The following is a 17,976-nucleotide window of genomic DNA, read 5'->3' as shown; positions in this document are numbered from 1 at the left end:
GCCGTCCAGTGGCGGCAGGACATTGGCCTCGTGTGCGCATGTGAAGGCGAGGTCCGTCCGGACGGCACTGACATCTGGCAACGGCGGATATTCGGTGGTCTGGCTCGAGCAGGCGCCCAGCAAGCCGGCGAGAAGAACCAGACCGACGACGGGTTGCAGACAGCGATTCGATATCGACATGATTCAACCCTTCTCGTCGTACGAAATCAGCTTCCACGACACGTTCCAGTACGCGACCCGCTCCCCCAGCAGGTCGTCCAGCCATGACAGCCGGCGAGGCTTGGGCATCTCGAATTCCGGCAGGACGTCACCCTTGCGGAAATGCCGCGTTGCCCCGGCAAATACAGTTGCAGCCTCCGGCACGCACCAGATACCGCTTTCCGGACAAGGCTGACCGGTTTTGGCGCGGGTACCCAACGGCAGTTTCGGTGGCGGTGGCAGCGGCAAACCAGTCGCTGGATCGAGATTCTTTGCCTGGCTCAGACGATTGACCAGTTCCTCGGACGGCTTCTCGGGCGGCACCGCAGCGTCATGCTCCCGTACCCACTGGAATGTGCCGTCCCACGGCGGCAGCTTGGCCGGCGGCAACGGGACGATTTGGTCGATGTCGGGGATTTTGGGATTGAGGTGTTCGTAGTTTCGTAGGAATTTTCCGATCTGCTTGTATCGAAGGGAACGCTCCGGGTCTGCTTTCAATGAAAGGTAATAGAGTCTGTCAGTCTGTGGTGGCCCTTCAAATCCGTGCTCCAATGCGAACGCAGACGACGAGTCCCCAGCCATGACCCCTTGCTGGAAGGCCGTTACTGCTGGGGTGTATTTCCTGTCGGTTTGCAGGCTCACTCCAAGCATCCGTGAAGCTTTGGCGAATCCCTGGTCCGACGCGCACTGCCACATCTGCTCGGAAACTTCTGGGGCCTTGTCCCAGGGCGCAAGCAACTCTCCGACATAGAACTGGGCGTCAGGGCTACCTAAATCCGCCGCTTTTCGAAAGAAGCGCAGCGCCATCTCCCTGTCCTGCTTCAACCCATAACCGATTTCCAGATAGTGACCGATATCGTAGTATCCGCCAGGTACTCCGAGTTCAATTAATTGATTGGCAAGATCGATCACCTCCTTGGACCGAAACGGTGAATATGCCTGACCGTAAGCCAGCAAATTCTGCAGATTCCGGTTTGCCTTGTAGTGGCCATGTGCTGCCGCGATACGATAGTAGACCGCCATCGACTCATAATCTTTCGGCCCCTGCTTCTTTTGCAAATATCGGGCGTAGCGAAATAGCGCGTCGGCGTCCGGATCGATATCGGGCAAGACTTTATTTTCATGAGCACAATCAAAGGCGAGATTGATTCTTACACTACTGACATCGGGCAATGACGACATGGCAGGTATCTCTTTCGAACACGAACCCAGTAAAAAAGCGAGGGGAAGAGTAAAAATAATGACGATTCTCATCGGTCAATCCAGATTGGTGCGTTTCGGTGAATCTCTGTAAAACCGCACGAGTGACGCGTAGGGAATTTCTCTCCCGGAAATCCAAAATTTCCAGTTCTTGTCAGTAATAGACCTCCACGCCTCAAACGCCTCCCCCACATCCTCCTGCGCCCCCATCCCCTTCGTATGAATCGCCCATAACCGTCTGCGTAATGGCGTGGTCACCCCAGAATGTTCGTGGCAGATATTTAATTCGCTATCGCCGATCATGCTGCGGGTATTGATATTGGCGGAGCCCAGCGTCATGAATACGTCGTCGACGATCATCAGTTTGGAATGCACGTACACGTAATCCCATTTGCCGGGCGGAGAATCGGGTGCCACCAGCGTGCAGACATGCACCTTGAGTCCTTCGATTTCGGGTGGCGGTCCAACTTCCTCGGCGGGCTTGGCCATTTCCGCTTCCAGATCGGCCTGTTTCTGGCGCGCCTTGCCAAAGCGTTCCCGCGCCTCGTGCAGCCTCTTGATGGCGAATGCCTTGTCGATACGCGCCAGGTCATTCGCCTCGTCCATATCCTGTTTAGCGGCCCTGGCTTGCGCGCCTGCCTCCTTGTGCTGGCGGCGCAGATCGGCCTGGCGCGCGTCCTCGCGTTCCAGCTTCGCCACGGCCGGCATCGCGTCGGCCTTGCCCAGCGCCTCCAGCATCCGGTATGTCTTCAGTGCCCCCGGACCCATCCCTTCGTCGCTCGAATTGGTCACCACGAACAGGTAGATGGGGCCATGCTTCTTCAGGTCGCGGCCGCCGCGCAGTTGGGCCGCCACCGCCTGCTTGATCTTCTCGGCAAGCATCGGCAGCCGGAAATACTGGTTCTCGATATAGATGAATCGCGTGACGTTGTTCACCGCCTGCAGGTACAGGGACTCGATATCGAACCGGTTTCCCTCGGGATTGGTCCGCAGCAGCTGCCCCACCACCGGCGTGTTGCCGTCGCGCCGCAACGTGAGGCGCCTGGCAAGGGGCTGCCTCACCTCCGTCAGCCGCTGGCCCGTCGCGCCATCCCACGCTTCGCAAAAGTTCTTGTTGAGGTATTTCAACACCGGGCCTGCGACGCGGGCAGAAATGTCCTGCCGGGGGTGCAGACCGTTCCGGCCCAGTCTCGGGTGCTGTCGATGGAAGCTGTGGTCGTCCCGGTCCCAGTAGGTATCGAGCATGTTGTGGCCCATGACGAAGCCCACGGCATGCTCGGGCTCCTCATAGTCGATCACCACCATCTTCTGATGATGCGTGGGAATGGCGGTCATGACGGCCGCGTTTTTCGCTTTGGTACGCCCGTCGCTCTCCTTGTGGTCGCCCTGCAGCAAGGTCCGGTAGGCGATCTCCGCACGGTCCCAAAGCGAGAAGCCGCGGGTCGCGAATTCGATGCCGGGTAACGTCGTGCCCGCTGCGCGGGCCATCTGGCGCAGCACCCGGCGCGCCGCTTCCTCGTCCAGACCGCCCCCTCGCGTCACGTTGTTTCCATTGGCGCGCGCATACCATGCACGGTCGAACTCGCGCTGGAATTTGCTCTGGTAGTCGCGTTGCGCCATGCCCGACACCATCCAGTCAGGCAAGTGCGGCTTGACGTACGTTGCCAGGTTGTTGCCCGGTGCGTTGTTTTCGCTCCAGGCCGCCACGGCGAGGTCGTCCTGCCAGCAAAGCAGACGAACCTTCACGCCTTGCGCGCCCTTGTGCGCCAGCAGCTCGCCGATGGTCATGACATCCGCATGGCCGCGCTTGAAGTACATCGAGGGCTGGAAACCCCAGCAGATGATGTCCACCGAGCGCCGTGCGGCCAGGATGGCGTCGTATACCTCGCCAAACGCCTCTTCGCCGTTCACAAGCGGCTTGAACGTGCATTGCGCCGGGTCATATTCCGAACGTTCCACAAACCACTTCAAGGCGATCGTGGCCGTGCGCGTGCGCGACAGCGCAATCGGCGTCGTGATGGGATTCCGACTCATGTTGGCGGCTCCTTGTCGGTGAGAGGCTGGGGCGCGAGGCACCCTACACCGACTCCGCCTCGGGAAGTTGCTGACAAAGCCAGGCATTAACTCGACGCAATGGCTGCCGCTTTTCGTCGTAATACGATTGATGAAAATGAAGCGATCGACCTCCGGACAGGACTGCTTGCCACGGCTCACGGATAAATCGGAAGCGGGATCAAGTTAAATCCGAGGGAGGGGGAGAAAAAACCCGGGTAGCACAAAGCCCGCGCCCCTCCTACACTCCCTGATCGATGCAGCCGTCCGATGCTGCACTTCCGGGAGACCTCCATGACGTTCAGTCCGCTACGGCGCGCCATGATGGCGTGCGGCGCCCTTGCCCTTCTCACGCATTCCCCGCTGTCCCACGCCGCCGAACCGGTAAGGATTGGGCTGATTGCGCCGTTCTCGGGCAGCTTTGCCGACTACGGCAAGCAGATGGAAGGCGGCATCAAGGCCTGGCAGAAGCTGAACGGTGACACCGTGGCGGGCCGCAAGGTCCAGATCATCGTCAAGGACACCACTGGCCCGGTGCCCGAGGTGGCCAAGCGGCTGGCCCAGGAACTGGTGGTACGCGACAAGGTGGACATCCTGGCCGGCTTCGGCCTGACGCCGGAGGCACTGGCCGTGGCGCCGATCGCCGAGCAGGCCAAAAAGCCCATGGTGGTCTTCAACGCGGCCTCGTCGGTCATCACCACGAAGTCGAACTACATCGCGCGCGTGTCGATGACGTTGCCGCAGATTTCCGCCCCCATGGCCACGTGGGCGGTGCGCCACAACGTCAGGAAGGTGGTGACGCTGGTGGCCGACTACGCGCCCGGCATCGACGCCGAGACCGCGTTCAAGACCAATTTCCTGGGCGGCGGCGGCCAGATCGTCGAATCGATCCGCGTGCCCCTGCGCAACCCCGAGTTCGCGCCATTCATCCAGCGCATCAAAGACGCCCGTCCAGAGGCGGTGTTTCTGTTTCTGCCGGCCGGCGAGCAGGGCGTGGCGTTCATGAAGGGCTTCCGCGAGCGCGGGCTGGCCGACGCCGGGATCCGCGTGATCGCCACCGGCGACCTGACCGACGACCACGTGCTGCCGGCCATGGGCGACGCCACGCTGGGCGTGATCACGTCGTTCCATTACTCGGCGGCGCACGATTCGAAGGAAAACAAGGCCTTCCTGAAGGCTTTTGCCGATGCCAACCCGGGCGCCGGCCGCCCTAACTTCATGGCGGTGGCCGCCTACGACGGCATGGCCGCCATCTACGACGCGCTGAAGAAGACCGGCGGCGCCACCGACGGCGACAAGTTCCTGGCGGCCCTGAAAGGCATGAAGATCCAGAGCCCGCGCGGCGCGATCACGATCGACCCGACCACGCGCGATGTGATCCAGACCGTCTATATCCGCAAGGTGGAAAAGGTGGGCGGCGAGCTCTACAACGTCGAATTCGACAAGTTCGAAGGGGTCAAGGACTCGGGCAAGTAGGCGTCCGGCCCTGGGCGGGGGTGCCCCCCGCTGTCGAAATCTTTCATCGCGAAGTCAGGATTGTGCAATTCCCTTGCGGGAAAAGCTGACCTAACCTTGTCTGGCGGCGCCTGTCCGCGCCCTCACATGACAAGAATTCCGGAGACATCACGATGAAGAGCTCAGCCGTTGCCCTGGCCGCGTTGCTGGCCGTGGCCGCTTCCCCCTTGCTCGCAGCCCCCACCGACAACCTGCAGAAGCTCCAGAATTTCAAGCAGACCGGGGCCGCGCCCGCCGAGAAAATCGCCCAGGACGGCAAGCATGCCGATGCACTGCGCGAGAACCTGAAGGCCATCAAGCTGCCGCCGGGCTTCAAGATCGAACTTTATGCCGTGGTGCCCGAGGCGCGCCATATGGCCATCGAGCCGTCCACCGGCGTGGTGTTCGTCGGCACGCGCAAGAACCGCGTCTGGCAGGTGACCGACCGCACCAAGCGCCGCGTGGCCGATGACGTGGTCCAGTTCGCCAGTGCCATCAGCCTGAAGGTGCCCAACGGCGTGTGCTTCTCGCCGGATGGCGTGCTCTACGTGGCCGAGCAGAACCGCGTGCTGGCCTTCCCCGCCGCCCAGTTCTTTGGCGAAGGCGGGCCCGACGTGGCCGCTGCCGTGGTGGTGCCGCAGGGCAAGCTGATCCCGACCGAATTCGAGAGCTTCAACCACGGCGCCCGTGCGTGCCGGGTGGGCCCCGATGGCAAGCTCTATATCGCGCTGGGCCAGCCGTGGAACGTGCCGCCCAAGGACAAGCTGGCCGCGATGGACAAGAACGGCCTGGCCGGCATCATCCGCATCGGCCAGGACGGCAAGAACCGCGAGGTCTATGCCCGTGGCGTGCGCAATTCGGTCGGGCTCGACTTCAATCCGGCCGACAAGACGCTCTGGTTCACCGACAACCAGGTGGACGGCATGGGCGACGACCAGCCGCCCGGCGAGCTGAACCGCGCGACCAAGGCGGGCCAGAACTTTGGCTTTCCGTGGTATGGCGGCGGCAAGGTGCGCACCGCGGAGTACAAGGACCAGCAGCCGCCCAAGGACGTTGTCTTCCCGGTGGTGGAATACGCGCCCCACGCGGCCGACCTGGGCATGTCGTTCTACACCGGCAAGATGTTCCCGGCCAAGTACCAGGGCGGCGTCTTCGCGGCCGAGCATGGCTCCTGGAACCGCACCAAGCCGATCGGCGCACGGATCGTCTACACCCCGGTGAAGTCGGACGGCACCGTTGGCGAGACCGAGATCTTCGCCGAAGGCTGGCTCACGCCCAATGGCGAGTACATGGGCCGCCCGGTAGACGTCCAGCAACTGCAGGACGGCTCGCTGCTGGTCTCGGACGACTTCGCCGGCGCCATTTACCGGATCTCGTACTCGGGCGCGAAATGACCCGGCGACTCTGTATTCCAGCGCCGGTGCTGCTGGCGGGCTGGGTTCTGGTATCGGCCAGCGCCCCCGCACTGGCCGCCGACGCCCAGGCCGGCCGGGCCAAGGCCATGCAGTGCCAGGCCTGTCACGGGCTCGACGGCAAGTCGAAACTGCCCGAGGCGCCCAATCTGGCGGGCCAGGTCGAGCAGTATCTGGTGAAGGCGCTCAGGGACTACAAGACCGGCGCCCGCAAGGACGAGATGATGACGATGATGGCCAAGCCGCTCAGCGACGCCGACATCGCCAACCTGGCAGCCTTCTACAGCGGTCTCAAGCCGTAGCGCGCCCTCGCCCTGTCGTATTCCGGCAGCCTTCGGGCACGATCACGTGCCCGAAGGCGCCCGCCCGCCGCCCGGCGGCGGCACGGTGCCGGCGATGACCTTCGACATTTCCGACGTCTGGCGCCAGCCTTCCTGCTGGTACAGCGGCCGGCCGGCCTCCGTGGCGTGCAGGATCGTGAAGGTGGCACCGCGCCGCGCCAGTTCGTCCTCGCCCAGCGCCATCAGTTGCCGGGCCAGGCCGCGCCGGCGGTGGGTCGGCTCGACATAGACATTCAGGACATAACCGCGCTTGTCGTGATCCGGATGCGCGGGATGGGGTGGCCAGTCGATCAGCATCAGCCCGACGCCGGCCACCGCCCTGCCGCCGTCCAGCGCCAGCAGGCCAAAATAGGTGTCATCGGCCAGCCGGGGGCGCAGCCAGTCGCGAAAATGCCGCGTCATCGTGCGCAGGGTGTCCGGGGCAAAGCCGGCCTCCAGGAACATCGCCTCGCGGTGGCGGCAAATCCGTTCCAGGTCATCGGGCTCGATCGGGCGTATTTCCATGTCAGCGGTCTGAAAGGGGTTCGTGTGGCAGTTTGGAGGTCACGCTGCGGGAGCAGCCATTCTGCCCGGCACGCCATGCCATCGAAATAAGACGAATCCGAAAAAACTGGCCAACGTCTAGCGCGGCCCATCGCCCTGGCGCACCGTCACCAGGCGGTCGAGCAGCGCCCCGTCGGCCAGCAGGCTGGCACTGTCCGATCGATGCACGACCCTGCCGCGATCCAGCACCATTGCCTGACGGGTCATTGCCAGCGCCAGCCGGGCATGTTGCTCCACCACGATCACGGCCATCCCGCTATTGGCAATCAGCCCCGCGATCACGCGCTGCAGTTCCTGCACAATGATCGGCGCCAGGCCCTCCATCGGCTCGTCCAGCAACAGCAGGGCCGGATTCACCATCAGCGCGCGGGCAATCGCCAGCATCTGCTGCTCGCCGCCCGACAGCTGGTTGCCGAGGTTGCGGCGCCGTTCCTCCAGCCTAGGAAAAATACGATAGATACCGGCGATATCCCAGGGCCCCGGCCGCGCCACCGACGTCAGGTGCTCTTCCACGGTCAGCGACGGAAAGATCCAGCGTTCCTGCGGCACCCAGCCGATGCCCGCCTGCGCGCGCCGATGCGATGGCATTTTCGCCAAATCGCCGCCACGCCAGTTCAGCTGGCCGCCGCGCACGCGCGTCATGCCCATCAGCGTGGCCAGCAGCGTGGTCTTGCCCACGCCGTTGCGGCCCAGCAGCGCCAGGCTGTCGCCCGCGGCCAGCGTCAGGTCGACCTGTTCGAGCACGATGGCATCGCCGTAACCCGCGCTCAGGCCCGCCACACGCAGCAGCTCAGTCATGGGCGGCCTCCCCCAGATAGACCTCCTTCACGCGCGCGTCGGCAGCAATCTCGGCCGGCGTGCCTTCCGTCAGCAACCGCCCGCCCACCAGCACTGAAATGCGTTCGGCAAAGCGGAACACCAGGTCCATGTCGTGCTCGATAAAGACAATCGTGATCTCGCGCGGCAGGCCCGCGATCACGGCAAACAGTTCGGCGCTCTCGCCTGCGGGGATGCCCGCCGCCGGTTCGTCCAGCAGCAGGATCGACGGCCGGGTGGCCAGCGCCAGTGCCATTTCCAGCAGGCGCTGCTTGCCGTAGGGCAGCTGGCGCGTCTCGGTATCGGCGTCGTGCTCCAGCCGCAGCAGCGCCAGCACCGACATGGCCTCGTCCGTCAGTGCCGCCTGCGATGCCACCGTGCGGGACCACGTCCGCGATGCGCCGGTGCGTTCGGCCACCGCCAGCACCACCGACTCCAGCACCGTCAGCCCCGGAAACAGCGTGTTGATCTGGAACGTGCGCGTCATGCCCAGCTTCACGCGCGCGTGCTGCGGCAGCGACGTGATATCGCGCTCGCCCAGCCAGATGCGTCCTGCCGACGGCGGCAGGGCGCCCGTCAGCAGATTGATGAACGTGGTCTTGCCCGCGCCATTTGGCCCGATCAGGGCATGGCGCTCGCCGGGCACGAATGTCAGCGAGATATCGGTATTGGCGGCAAATGCGCCCCAGGACTTGCAGAGCCCTTCCGTACGCAGCGTGGCGGTCATGCGTCGGCTCCCTGTTCGCGCGTGGCAGTGGCCCGGCGACGCGCCGTCCAGGCCCCTATGGCCCCCATCACCCCGCCCCGCGCATACAGCACCATCAGCACCAGCAGCAGGCCGATCCAGAACTGCCAGTACACGGGATGGATGCCGGCCAGCACGTCCTGCGCAATCATGAACAGGGCCGCGCCGATCAGCGCCCCATAGAGACGCCCCGTGCCGCCCAGCACCAGCATGACCAGCAACTCCGCCGAGCGCGGAAAGCCCAGCACGTCCATGCCCACGAACTGCGTGGTCTGGGCCAGCAGGCCGCCGGCCACCCCGGCAATGGCCGCCGACACGGTAAAGGCCGCGCGCAGGCGCCGGGGCACATTGGCGCCCAGCGCGGGCATGCGCCGCGCGCCTTCGCGTACGCCACGCAACGACAAGCCGAACGGCGACGCCACGGTGCGCCGCACCAGCACGAACATCGCGAACAGCACCACCAGGCTGTAGACGTAAGCCGTCTTGCCGTAGAGATCGAACGCGAACATGCCCAGCAGCGGGCGCATGGTCACGCCGGACAGCCCATCGACGCCGCCGGTCAGGAAGGCCGCCTTGTTGGCCGCCTCGAACAACATCAGGCCGATGCCGAGCGTGACCATCAGCCGCGTCAGATCGCCGCCGCGCACCACCAGGAAGCTGCAGAGCCAGCCGGCAAACGCCGCCACCGCCGCGGCAGCCAGCAGGCCGGAGACCGGCTCGCCCCAGCCATGCGCGCCCAGCAGCCCGGCCGTGTAGGCACCCAGCCCGAAGAACGCGGCATGGCCCAGCGACACGATGCCGGCATAGCCCAGGATCAGGTCCAGCGACAGCGCGAAAAGCCCGGTAATCAGAATCTGACTGCCCAGGATCAGGTAGTCGGGCAGCGCGAAGAACACGGCCACCGGCAGCAGCCAGAAGACGATTTCAGCCCGGTGCCAGCGGCCATCGGCAAGGCGGTGACGGATCATGCGGCGCGCCTCCCGTACAGGCCGGCCGGAAACGCCACCAGCAGCATTACCATCATCGCGTAGATGACAAAGGCGCCCACCGCGGGCACGTAGTACTTGCCGGCCACGTCCGCCACGCCCAGCACCACCGCCGCCACCAGCGACCCGCGAATGCTGCCCGCGCCGCCCACCGCCACCACCAGCAGGAAATAGACCATGTACTTGAGCGGAAACGACGGGTCGAGCCCCAGCACGTCGATGCCCAGGCCGCCGCCCAGGCCCGCCAGACCGGAACCCAGCGCAAATGTCAGGCTGAATACGCGCCCCACGTCGATGCCCAGGCCGCTGGCGGCCTGCTGGTTATCCACCGCCGCGCGCACCTGCGCGCCAAAGCGGGTGCGCGCCACCAGCCAGCCCAGTGCCAGCGTGATCACGATCACCACCGCCAGCAGGAACAGGCGGTAGGCACCGAGGTCCAGCCCGGCCACCCTGACCTGCCCGATCAGGAAGGCCGGCAGCACCACCGGCTGCTGGCCGGGGCCGAACCACCATGTGGCGCCAGCCATTGCCATGAAGGTCAGGCCGATCGAGAACAGCACCTGGTCAAGATGACTGGCCCGGTACAGCCGCCGATAGAGCGTGCGCTCCAGCACCCAGCCAGCCAGCGCGGCGCCCAGGAAGGCCGCCGGCAGCGCCGTCAGGAACGGCACGCCCAGCCGGTTCATCAGCACCACGGCCACGTAGCCGCCCAGCATCGCGAAGGCGCCGTGCGCCAGGTTGACGAAGTTCATCAGCCCCATCGTTACGGACAGGCCGATGCTGATCAGGAACAGCAGGCTGCCATATGTCACGCCGTCGAACAGCACGCCGGGCAAGCTCGAAATCACGATCCGGTCCTCGGTATGGGTGGATGGGGTGGATGATCGCTGCGGCTTGGGGAAATACCGCGCCGATTGTTCAGTGGGCGCCGCTTTTTTGCAATCGGGCCGGACCCGGGCGGCGCCTGTCGCCGGACCGGACGCCACGCGGGTTGGCCCCGTGGCTCTCGGGAGCGTTGGGTTTACATCGACTGTCGCACGCGTTATGGTCATTCGGACCGCCGCCAAGGGACGAACCGTCATGCCAATCGACCGCCGCACCTTTCTGGGGATGTCCGCCGGGCTGGCCGCGCTGCCGGCCGGGCCCGCGCTGGCCGCCGCCGCGCAAGCCGCCACCGTGGAAGCACCGATGCGCCGCAAGGTGCCGGCGTCGGGCGAGGCGCTGCCGGTGATCGGCATGGGCACGGCCGACACATTCAATGTGGGCCGGGGCAGCGACGACCGCGCGGCGCTGACCGAAGTCCTGGCCGCGCTGCTGCAGCGCATTCCCAAGGCCGTGATCGACACCGCGCCCAGCTACGGCAGCGCCGAGGCCGTGACCGGCGATCTGCTGCAGGACGCCGGCGCGCGCGGCAAGGTGTTCGTGGCCACCAAGATATCCACCAGTGCAGCCAACGCCATGGCGCAGTTCACGCGATCCCGCGCGGAGCTGCATTCGGACAGCGTCGATCTGCTGCAGGTGCACAACCTGATCGACTGGCGCGACAACCTGAAGCTGCTGCGGCAGTGGAAGGAGCAGGGCAAGACGCGCTATATCGGCATCACCCACTACCGCGACGATGCGCACGCGGAACTGGCGCAGATCCTGCGCAGCGAAAAGCTCGACTTCCTGCAGGTGAACTATTCGCTGGGCGAGCGCAACGCCGAAAACACGCTGCTGCCGCTGTGCGAGGAACGCGGCGTGGCCGTGCTGGTCAATCGCCCGTTCCAGGACGGCCGGCTGTTTTCGGCGGTGCGCGGCAAGCCGGTGCCCGACTGGGCCGGCGAGGTGGACTGCGCGTCGTGGGCCCAGCTGTTCCTGAAGTTCATCGTCAGCCATCCCGCCGTGACGGCCGCCATCCCGGCCACCTCCAAGCCGAAGAACATGGCCGACAACCTGGGCGCGGCATTCGGACGCATGCCCGACACCCGCGAACGCGCGCGCATCGCCGCGGCGCTGGCCTGATCCCGCTGACGCCCGGCTCCGATCGGCGCATGCACACACCGGACCCGTCCCCCGACACCGGACCCGACGAACCGCCGCAGGGCACCGTGCTGGGCCTGCGCGTCGGCGAACGCGCCGCCGTGGTGGCCGGCTTCGTGTTCTTCTTCTGCCTGTTCGCCAGTTACTTCATGCTGCGGCCCGTGCGCGAGACGATGGGCATCGCAGGCGGCGTGCAAAACCTGCAATGGCTGTTCACGGCCACCTTCGTGGTGATGCTGGCGGCCATCCCGTTCTATGGCGCCTGCTGCAAGTGGCTGCCACGCCGGCGCTTCGTGCCGTGGGTCTACGCGTTCTTCATCGCCAACCTGCTGGCGTTTGCCGGGGTCACGCGCGCTCTGCCGGACAGCGTCTGGCTGGCGCGCGTGTTCTACGTATGGCTGTCGGTGTTCAACCTGTTCGTGGTATCCGTGGCCTGGAGCCTGATGGCCGACGTGTTCCGCCCCGAGCAGGCGCGGCGGCTGTTCGCGCTGATCGCTGCAGGCGCCAGTGCCGGCGGCCTGGCCGGACCGGTCATGGGCGGCTGGCTGGTGGGCCGCATTGGCCTGACCGGCCTGATGCTCCTATCGGCTGCGCTGTTGGCCGCCACGCTCCCCGTGGTCGGCTATCTGTTCGCGTGGCGGCGCAGGCTCGGGGCGGGCGTGGCCGATGGCATGGCACACGGCGGCCCTGCCGCCCAGGACCCCGCCCAGCCGGTCGGCGGTGGGCTATGGGCCGGGTTGTCGATGGTCCTGCGCTCGCGCTACCTGCTCGGCATCAGCCTGTTCGTGATCCTGCTGGCCACGTCGAGCACGTTCCTGTATTTCGAGCAGGCCCGCCTGGTGGCGGCGGCCTTTCCCACGCGGGCGCAGCAGACGCAGGTGTTCAGCGCGCTCGATGCCACGGTGCAGGCGCTGACCATCCTCGTGCAGATCTTCTTCTCGGGACGGCTGGCGCGGCGCTACGGCGTGACGGCGCTGCTGACGGCCGTGCCGCTGGCCGTGACCGGCGGCTTCCTGCTGCTGGCGATGTGGCCCACGTTCGGCGTGCTGGCCGCGGCGATGATCGTGCGGCGCGTGGGCGAATACGCGATGCTGCGGCCGGGCCGCGAGATGCTGTTTACGGTGGTCGACCCCGAGACCAAGTACAAGGCCAAGAACGTGATCGACACCGCGATCTATCGCGCGGGCGACGCGGTCAGCGCTTGGGTGCGCACCGCCATCGACGCCTTGTCCGGACATCCCGCCACCGTGGCGCTGGCCGGCGCCGCCCTGGCCATCGGCTGGGCATGGCTGGGGCTGTGGCTGGGGCGGCGGCATGAAGGCCAGCTGATGGTGGCGGAAGCCGGCACCGCGCCGCCGGTGCTGGCCCGGCCGGCAAAGGAAGGTCAATGACGGCCACCCACCAGGCCAGCCGATAATCGCGCGCCGCTCTGGCCGCATTGCGCCGATGCCCGTATAGTTCTTGCCGTGTTGGCGGCACATGCCGCCCTACCCCATTCGTACAGGAGTTGCCTCATGAAGACCAAAGCCGCCATCGCCTGGAAAGCCGGCGCCCCGCTCACCGTCGAAGAGGTGGATCTCGACGGCCCGCGCGCCGGTGAAGTGCTTGTCGAAATCAAGGCCACCGGTATCTGCCATACCGACTACTACACGCTGTCCGGCGCCGACCCCGAAGGCATCTTCCCGGCCATCCTGGGCCACGAAGGCGCGGGCATCGTCACCGACGTGGGCCCGGGCGTGACCTCGCTGAAGCCGGGCGATCACGTGATCCCTCTCTACACGCCCGAATGCCGCCAGTGCAAGTTCTGCCTGTCGCGCAAGACCAACCTGTGCCAGGCCATCCGCGCGACCCAGGGCAAGGGCCTGATGCCCGACGGCACCTCGCGCTTCTCGATCGACGGCAAGCCGATCTTCCACTACATGGGCACGTCGACGTTCGCCAACCACATCGTGGTGCCGGAAATCGCGCTGGCCAGGATCCGCCCCGACGCACCGTTCGACAAGGTCTGCTACATCGGCTGCGGCGTGACCACGGGCGTGGGTGCGGTGCTGTTCACGGCCAAGGTCGAAGCTGGTGCCAACGTGGTGGTGTTCGGGCTCGGCGGCATCGGCCTCAACGTCATCCAGGCCGCCAGGATGGTGGGCGCCGACAAGATCATCGGCGTCGACCTGAATCCGGGCCGCGAAGCCATGGCCCGCAAGTTCGGCATGACCCATTTCATCAACCCGAAGGACGTCGAGAATGTGGTGGACCACATCGTGCAACTGACCGATGGCGGCGCCGACTATTCGTTCGAGTGCATCGGCAATACGCAGGTCATGCGCCAGGCGCTGGAGTGCTGCCACAAGGGCTGGGGCAAGTCGATCATCATCGGCGTGGCCGAGGCCGGCGCGGAGATCTCGACGCGTCCGTTCCAGCTGGTGACGGGACGCGAGTGGAAGGGTTCGGCGTTCGGCGGCGCACGTGGCCGCACCGACGTGCCCAAGATCGTCGACTGGTACATGGAAGGCAAGCTCAACATCGACGACCTGATCACGCACACGCTGCCGCTCGAGCGCATCAACGAGGGCTTCGACCTGATGAAGCGCGGCGAGTCGATCCGCTCGGTCGTCCTGTACTGAGGCAGCGGCCCATGGAACTGCTGTCTGAACACGGCTGCCACGGTGGCGTCCAGCGTTTCTACCAGCACCAGTCGGCGGCCATCGGGCTGCCGATGCGGTTCTCGGTCTTCCTGCCGCCGCAGGCGCTTGCCGCCAACGCGAAGCCGCTGCCGACCCTGCTCTACCTGGCCGGCCTGACCTGCACCGAGGAAACGTTCATGATCAAGGCCGGCGCGCAGCAGTACGCGGCGCAGTACGGCCTGATCCTGGTGGCGCCCGACACCAGCCCGCGCGGCGCGCACGTGCCGGGCGAGGCCGATGCCTGGGACTTCGGGGTGGGCGCCGGCTTCTATGTCGATGCCATCGAGGCGCCGTGGCGCATGCACTGGCGCATGGAAAGCTACGTGGCGGACGAACTGTTCCACCTGGTGACCAGCGAACTGCCAGCCGACGCTGCACGCGTCGGCATTTTCGGCCATTCGATGGGCGGGCATGGCGCGCTGGTGCTGGCGCAACGCTACCCGCAACGGTTCCGATCGGTGTCGGCGTTCGCGCCAATCGCCGCGCCATCGCAATGTCCGTGGGGCGTCAAGGCATTCACGGGCTACCTGGGCGAGGACCGCAGCCGCTGGGCGCAGCACGACGCCAGCGCGCTGATGGCCGGACAGGCATCGGCACCGTTCCCCGCCGGTATCCTCGTGGACCAGGGCCTCGCCGACAAATTCCTGGCCGATCAGCTGCACCCGCAAGCGTTCGAGGCGGCCTGCGAGAAAGCCGGCCAGCCACTGACACTACGCCGGCACGCGGGCTACGACCACGGCTATTACTTCATCTCGACCTTCATGGCCGACCATATCCGGCATCACGCGGAACGGCTGTAAGGACTGCAACGCCGGGCGAGCCGACTTTAGCCGGCGCTGCAGTGCTCGCGCTCGCAAGGCACGCCATCGTTGTCCCCGTCGATCTTCACGCCGGGGCAATTGCGCAGGTAGAACTTCGCTTCCTCGCATGAGGTCATCTGGTGGCAGCGGGTTTTGCCTTCGCAGCGGAAGGCCGGCGCGCTGACCGGCTGTGAACGCGGCGCGACGACCGGTGCAGTTGGCTGCTCCGCCACCGCGTCGGCCATCTGTTCCAGCGGGGCCGGCCGGTGATGTTGGTAGTAGTAATACCCGGCAACGCACAGCACGGCGACCAGCATCAGCTTGCGCATGGATTCTCCCTGAGTTGTTCTTTTTTGCTTTTGCGCGCCATGATACGGCATGCGGCCGACCTTTCCGCGAGGCCGACGGACCGGCTCCCGTGACGCCTTGGACCCAGCACAATACCGCCATGACCCCCTACCGCCCCAACCCCATCGTCATGCTGACCGCCCGCCAGCTATCCGAGGCGATCCACGCGAAGCAGGTATCGAGCCGCGAAGTCATGGCGGCCTATCTGGCGCATATCGCTACCGTGAATCCGGCATGCAATGCCATCGTGGCGCAGCAGGACGACGCCACGCTGATGCAGGCCGCGCAGGCTGCCGACGATGCCCTGGCGCGTGGGGAATCAAAGAGCTGGATGCACGGCATGCCGCAGGCGCCGAAGGATCTGGCGATGACGCGCGGCATCCGCACGACGTTCGGCTCGCCGATCTTCAAGGACAACGTGCCGGCCAGCGATTCGGTGATCGTCGAACGCATGCGCCAGGCCGGAGCGATCCTGATCGGCAAGACCAACACGCCGGAATTCGGGCTTGGCTCGCACACGTTCAATCCGGTCTACGGCGCCACGCGCAATCCGTACGATTCCACGCGGTCGGCGGGCGGCAGCAGTGGCGGCGCAGCGGCGGCGCTGACGCTGCGCATGTTGCCCGTGGCCGATGGCAGCGATTTTGGTGGATCGCTGCGCAATCCGGCCGCGTACTGCAACGTCTTCGGATTCCGGCCGTCCGCGGGCCGTGTTCCCTATGGCCCGGCGCCGGAGCTGTTCCTGCCGCAACTGGGCTGCGAGGGTCCGATGGCCCGCAACGTGGCCGACCTGGCGCTGCTGCTGGCCACCCAGTCCGGCCCGGACGCCCGCACGCCGCAGGCACTGCCGCAAGACCCCACGCTGGCCACGCTGACGCCGCAAAACGTCGGCAACGTACTCGATGCGGACATGTCGGGCAAGCGCGTGGCGTGGCTGGGTGACTGGGGCGGCTATCTGCCGATGGAAGACGGCATCCTGTCGCTGTGCGAACAGGCGCTGCGCTTTTTCCCCGATTTCGGCGTGACGGTCGACGCGATCCAACCGCCCTACCCGCCCGAGAAAATCTGGCAGACGTGGCTCGTGCATCGTCACTTTTTGACGGGCAATGCGCGGCTGGCGCTCTACAACAACGCGGCAACGCGCGCGCAGTTGAAGCCCGAGGCGATCTGGGAAATCGAGGGTTCGCTCGACCTCAAGGCCAGCGATCTCTACGCCGCCAGTACGCAGCGCAGTGCCTGGTATCAGGCGCTGCTGCGCACGTTCGAGACGTTCGACTACATCGCCGTACCGACCGCGCAGGTGTTTCCGTTCGATGTCGACCAGCATTGGCCGAAGGCCATCGCCGGGCGGCAGATGGACACCTATCACCGCTGGATGGAAGTGGTGGTGGCGTGGACGCTGTCGGGCTGCCCGGTGATCAGCGTGCCGGTGGGATTCAATGCGGAGGGCTTGCCGATGGGCATGCAACTGATCGGCCGCCCACGCGACGACCTGAGCGTGCTGTGCCTGGCAGCGGCCTACGAGCGCGCACGCGACTGGGTCAACGACCGGCTGCCGCCGGCCATCGACGGTTAAGACGGCAACGCGTCAGGCCACACGCCGCAGTTGCCGTGCCGACGCGCCAAACAGCGGCGCGGCCCGGTCTGCGGCCAGCTTGATGCGATCGGCCAGCGCGCCGCTGCCCACCTGGTAGCCATCGAAATCCGCAGTCGACGCGTACACCCCGATCGGCAGCGTGAGCGCCTGCAGAAAGCTGAACAGCGGCCGCAGCTGATGCTCCAGCACCAGCGCGTGGCGGTCACTGCCGCCGGTGGCCGCCAGCAGTACCGGCTTGTCGGCCAGGGCATCCATGCCCACCAGGTCGAACAGATGCTTGAAATGCCCCGGGAACGAGCCGCGATACACGGGGGCCGCGGCAATCAGCAGATCGGCCGATTCGATGGCCGCGACCTGCGCCTCGATGTCCGCCGGCAGTTCCTGGCGCGTCAGCGCGGCACCCAGCGGGCGCGCGATCTCGCTCAGGTCAACGATCCGTGTATCGAGGACGAGCCGCTGCTCCAGTTCGGCCAGCAGCGCCTGGATCAGTACCAGCGTGCGCGACGGTTGATGGGCGCTGCCATTGACGGCGACAACTTTCAGCGGCGTGGACACTATCTATCTCCGGGGGCGAAAAGGCATTCCTCGTACCTTAGCGCCGTCGTCCGCCGATGCGAACGAACCAATTCAAATATGCATAGATGCGAAAACGGCAGCCCGGCCGTGAATCCGGGCTGCCGTTTCGCTTGCTGCAGCAATGCCGTTCGCCATTGCGCAAACTGCGCGAATGGCACGAGCCGG

The 17,976-nt window shown here is 65.8% G+C and carries 17 protein-coding genes and 1 pseudogene; 8 read left to right on the top strand and 10 right to left on the bottom strand.

Going from position 1 to position 17,976, the window contains the following annotated elements; all coding sequences use genetic code 11:
• From BLQ58_RS29360 to BLQ58_RS27650, 3 genes and pseudogenes are all read right to left on the bottom strand, one after another.
• Window positions 1-180: pseudogene (locus BLQ58_RS29360) on the bottom strand (hypothetical protein); the annotation flags it as partial.
• Window positions 181-183: 3 nt separating this feature from the next.
• Window positions 184-1,452: an SEL1-like repeat protein gene (locus BLQ58_RS27655; RefSeq protein ID WP_254776220.1), complete on the bottom strand. Its 1,269-nt coding sequence runs from the start codon at window positions 1,450-1,452 to the stop codon at window positions 184-186.
• A gap of 3 nt (window positions 1,453-1,455) precedes the next feature.
• Window positions 1,456-3,432, bottom strand: coding sequence for a phospholipase D-like domain-containing protein (locus BLQ58_RS27650; RefSeq protein WP_092603626.1), 1,977 nt, complete (start codon window positions 3,430-3,432; stop codon window positions 1,456-1,458).
• 312 nt (window positions 3,433-3,744) lie between these two features.
• Here BLQ58_RS27650 and BLQ58_RS27645 point away from each other — a divergent pair, with 312 nt between their 5' ends.
• From BLQ58_RS27645 to BLQ58_RS27635, 3 genes are all read left to right on the top strand, one after another.
• Complete coding sequence (locus tag BLQ58_RS27645) at window positions 3,745-4,926, top strand: ABC transporter substrate-binding protein (protein WP_092603624.1); 1,182 nt, start codon at window positions 3,745-3,747, stop codon at window positions 4,924-4,926.
• A 152-nt stretch (window positions 4,927-5,078) separates the two neighbouring features.
• The gene (locus tag BLQ58_RS27640) at window positions 5,079-6,338 is read left to right on the top strand and encodes a PQQ-dependent sugar dehydrogenase (protein ID WP_092603622.1); all 1,260 of its coding nucleotides are present in this window, start codon (window positions 5,079-5,081) and stop codon (window positions 6,336-6,338) included.
• Window positions 6,335-6,658 carry a c-type cytochrome gene (locus tag BLQ58_RS27635; protein ID WP_092603620.1) on the top strand — a complete coding sequence of 108 codons (324 nt, stop codon included), beginning with the start codon at window positions 6,335-6,337 and terminating at the stop codon, window positions 6,656-6,658. The genes BLQ58_RS27640 and BLQ58_RS27635 overlap by 4 nt, the downstream gene beginning before the upstream one ends.
• Before the next feature lie 42 nt (window positions 6,659-6,700).
• Here BLQ58_RS27635 and BLQ58_RS27630 read toward each other — a convergent pair whose 3' ends face one another.
• From BLQ58_RS27630 to BLQ58_RS27610, 5 genes are all read right to left on the bottom strand, one after another.
• Window positions 6,701-7,201, bottom strand: a complete 501-nt coding sequence (locus BLQ58_RS27630; RefSeq protein WP_092603618.1) for a GNAT family N-acetyltransferase — start codon at window positions 7,199-7,201, stop codon at window positions 6,701-6,703.
• Between the two features lie 117 nt (window positions 7,202-7,318).
• A complete protein-coding gene (locus BLQ58_RS27625) occupies window positions 7,319-8,038 on the bottom strand; it encodes an ABC transporter ATP-binding protein (protein ID WP_092603615.1) in 720 nt (239 codons plus the stop codon).
• On the bottom strand, window positions 8,031-8,783 hold the full coding sequence (locus BLQ58_RS27620) for an ABC transporter ATP-binding protein (protein ID WP_092603613.1): 753 nt from the start codon (window positions 8,781-8,783) through the stop codon (window positions 8,031-8,033). The genes BLQ58_RS27625 and BLQ58_RS27620 overlap by 8 nt, the downstream gene beginning before the upstream one ends.
• Entirely contained in the window at window positions 8,780-9,769 is a 990-nt protein-coding gene (locus BLQ58_RS27615; RefSeq protein WP_092603611.1) for a branched-chain amino acid ABC transporter permease, read from the bottom strand. Before BLQ58_RS27615 ends, BLQ58_RS27620 begins: the two co-directional genes overlap by 4 nt.
• Window positions 9,766-10,635, bottom strand: a complete 870-nt coding sequence (locus BLQ58_RS27610) for a branched-chain amino acid ABC transporter permease (protein WP_092603609.1) — start codon at window positions 10,633-10,635, stop codon at window positions 9,766-9,768. The genes BLQ58_RS27615 and BLQ58_RS27610 overlap by 4 nt, the downstream gene beginning before the upstream one ends.
• Before the next feature lie 232 nt (window positions 10,636-10,867).
• On the opposite strand from BLQ58_RS27610, the gene BLQ58_RS27605 reads away from it, so the two are divergent.
• The 4 genes from BLQ58_RS27605 (at window position 10,868) to fghA (ending at window position 15,290) form a co-directional block, all read left to right on the top strand.
• A complete protein-coding gene (locus tag BLQ58_RS27605; RefSeq protein WP_092603607.1) occupies window positions 10,868-11,791 on the top strand; it encodes an aldo/keto reductase in 924 nt (307 codons plus the stop codon).
• A gap of 29 nt (window positions 11,792-11,820) precedes the next feature.
• Complete coding sequence (locus BLQ58_RS27600; protein WP_092603605.1) at window positions 11,821-13,200, top strand: NTP/NDP exchange transporter; 1,380 nt, start codon at window positions 11,821-11,823, stop codon at window positions 13,198-13,200.
• A 123-nt stretch (window positions 13,201-13,323) separates the two neighbouring features.
• A complete protein-coding gene (locus tag BLQ58_RS27595; protein ID WP_092603603.1) occupies window positions 13,324-14,430 on the top strand; it encodes an S-(hydroxymethyl)glutathione dehydrogenase/class III alcohol dehydrogenase in 1,107 nt (368 codons plus the stop codon).
• 11 nt (window positions 14,431-14,441) lie between these two features.
• The gene (gene fghA / locus BLQ58_RS27590; protein ID WP_092603601.1) at window positions 14,442-15,290 is read left to right on the top strand and encodes an S-formylglutathione hydrolase; all 849 of its coding nucleotides are present in this window, start codon (window positions 14,442-14,444) and stop codon (window positions 15,288-15,290) included.
• A 26-nt stretch (window positions 15,291-15,316) separates the two neighbouring features.
• On the opposite strand, the gene BLQ58_RS27585 is transcribed toward fghA, so the two are convergent.
• Window positions 15,317-15,619 (bottom strand): excalibur calcium-binding domain-containing protein, encoded by a 303-nt coding sequence (locus BLQ58_RS27585; protein WP_092603599.1) that lies wholly within the window; start codon window positions 15,617-15,619, stop codon window positions 15,317-15,319.
• A gap of 119 nt (window positions 15,620-15,738) precedes the next feature.
• On the opposite strand from BLQ58_RS27585, the gene BLQ58_RS27580 reads away from it, so the two are divergent.
• Window positions 15,739-17,214, top strand: a complete 1,476-nt coding sequence (locus BLQ58_RS27580; protein WP_092603632.1) for an amidase — start codon at window positions 15,739-15,741, stop codon at window positions 17,212-17,214.
• A 12-nt stretch (window positions 17,215-17,226) separates the two neighbouring features.
• Here BLQ58_RS27580 and msuE read toward each other — a convergent pair whose 3' ends face one another.
• Window positions 17,227-17,790, bottom strand: coding sequence for an FMN reductase (gene msuE, locus BLQ58_RS27575; protein ID WP_092603597.1), 564 nt, complete (start codon window positions 17,788-17,790; stop codon window positions 17,227-17,229).
• Between the last annotated feature and the right edge of the window lie 186 nt (window positions 17,791-17,976).

Source organism: Ralstonia sp. 25mfcol4.1, assembly GCF_900104095.1.
In the GTDB taxonomy this organism is placed as follows: Bacteria; Pseudomonadota; Gammaproteobacteria; order Burkholderiales; family Burkholderiaceae; genus Cupriavidus.
The sequence above is the reverse complement of the archived record's forward strand: the minus strand, read 5'-3'. Positions and strand labels throughout refer to the sequence as shown.

What these genes read in the sequence shown, in the direction of transcription:
- BLQ58_RS27645 (WP_092603624.1), top strand. Translation starts at nt 3,745, where the DNA reads ATGACGTTCAGTCCGCTACGGCGCGCCATGATGGCGTGCGGCGCCCTT.
- fghA (WP_092603601.1), top strand. Translation starts at nt 14,442, where the DNA reads ATGGAACTGCTGTCTGAACACGGCTGCCACGGTGGCGTCCAGCGTTTC.
- BLQ58_RS27595 (WP_092603603.1), top strand. Translation starts at nt 13,324, where the DNA reads ATGAAGACCAAAGCCGCCATCGCCTGGAAAGCCGGCGCCCCGCTCACC.
- BLQ58_RS27640 (WP_092603622.1), top strand. Translation starts at nt 5,079, where the DNA reads ATGAAGAGCTCAGCCGTTGCCCTGGCCGCGTTGCTGGCCGTGGCCGCT.
- BLQ58_RS27625 (WP_092603615.1), bottom strand. Translation starts at nt 8,038, where the DNA reads ATGACTGAGCTGCTGCGTGTGGCGGGCCTGAGCGCGGGTTACGGCGAT.
- BLQ58_RS27655 (WP_254776220.1), bottom strand. Translation starts at nt 1,452, where the DNA reads ATGAGAATCGTCATTATTTTTACTCTTCCCCTCGCTTTTTTACTGGGT.
- BLQ58_RS27630 (WP_092603618.1), bottom strand. Translation starts at nt 7,201, where the DNA reads ATGGAAATACGCCCGATCGAGCCCGATGACCTGGAACGGATTTGCCGC.
- BLQ58_RS27585 (WP_092603599.1), bottom strand. Translation starts at nt 15,619, where the DNA reads ATGCGCAAGCTGATGCTGGTCGCCGTGCTGTGCGTTGCCGGGTATTAC.
- BLQ58_RS27650 (WP_092603626.1), bottom strand. Translation starts at nt 3,432, where the DNA reads ATGAGTCGGAATCCCATCACGACGCCGATTGCGCTGTCGCGCACGCGC.
- BLQ58_RS27620 (WP_092603613.1), bottom strand. Translation starts at nt 8,783, where the DNA reads ATGACCGCCACGCTGCGTACGGAAGGGCTCTGCAAGTCCTGGGGCGCA.
- BLQ58_RS27635 (WP_092603620.1), top strand. Translation starts at nt 6,335, where the DNA reads ATGACCCGGCGACTCTGTATTCCAGCGCCGGTGCTGCTGGCGGGCTGG.
- BLQ58_RS27605 (WP_092603607.1), top strand. Translation starts at nt 10,868, where the DNA reads ATGCCAATCGACCGCCGCACCTTTCTGGGGATGTCCGCCGGGCTGGCC.
- BLQ58_RS27615 (WP_092603611.1), bottom strand. Translation starts at nt 9,769, where the DNA reads ATGATCCGTCACCGCCTTGCCGATGGCCGCTGGCACCGGGCTGAAATC.
- BLQ58_RS27580 (WP_092603632.1), top strand. Translation starts at nt 15,739, where the DNA reads ATGACCCCCTACCGCCCCAACCCCATCGTCATGCTGACCGCCCGCCAG.
- BLQ58_RS27600 (WP_092603605.1), top strand. Translation starts at nt 11,821, where the DNA reads ATGCACACACCGGACCCGTCCCCCGACACCGGACCCGACGAACCGCCG.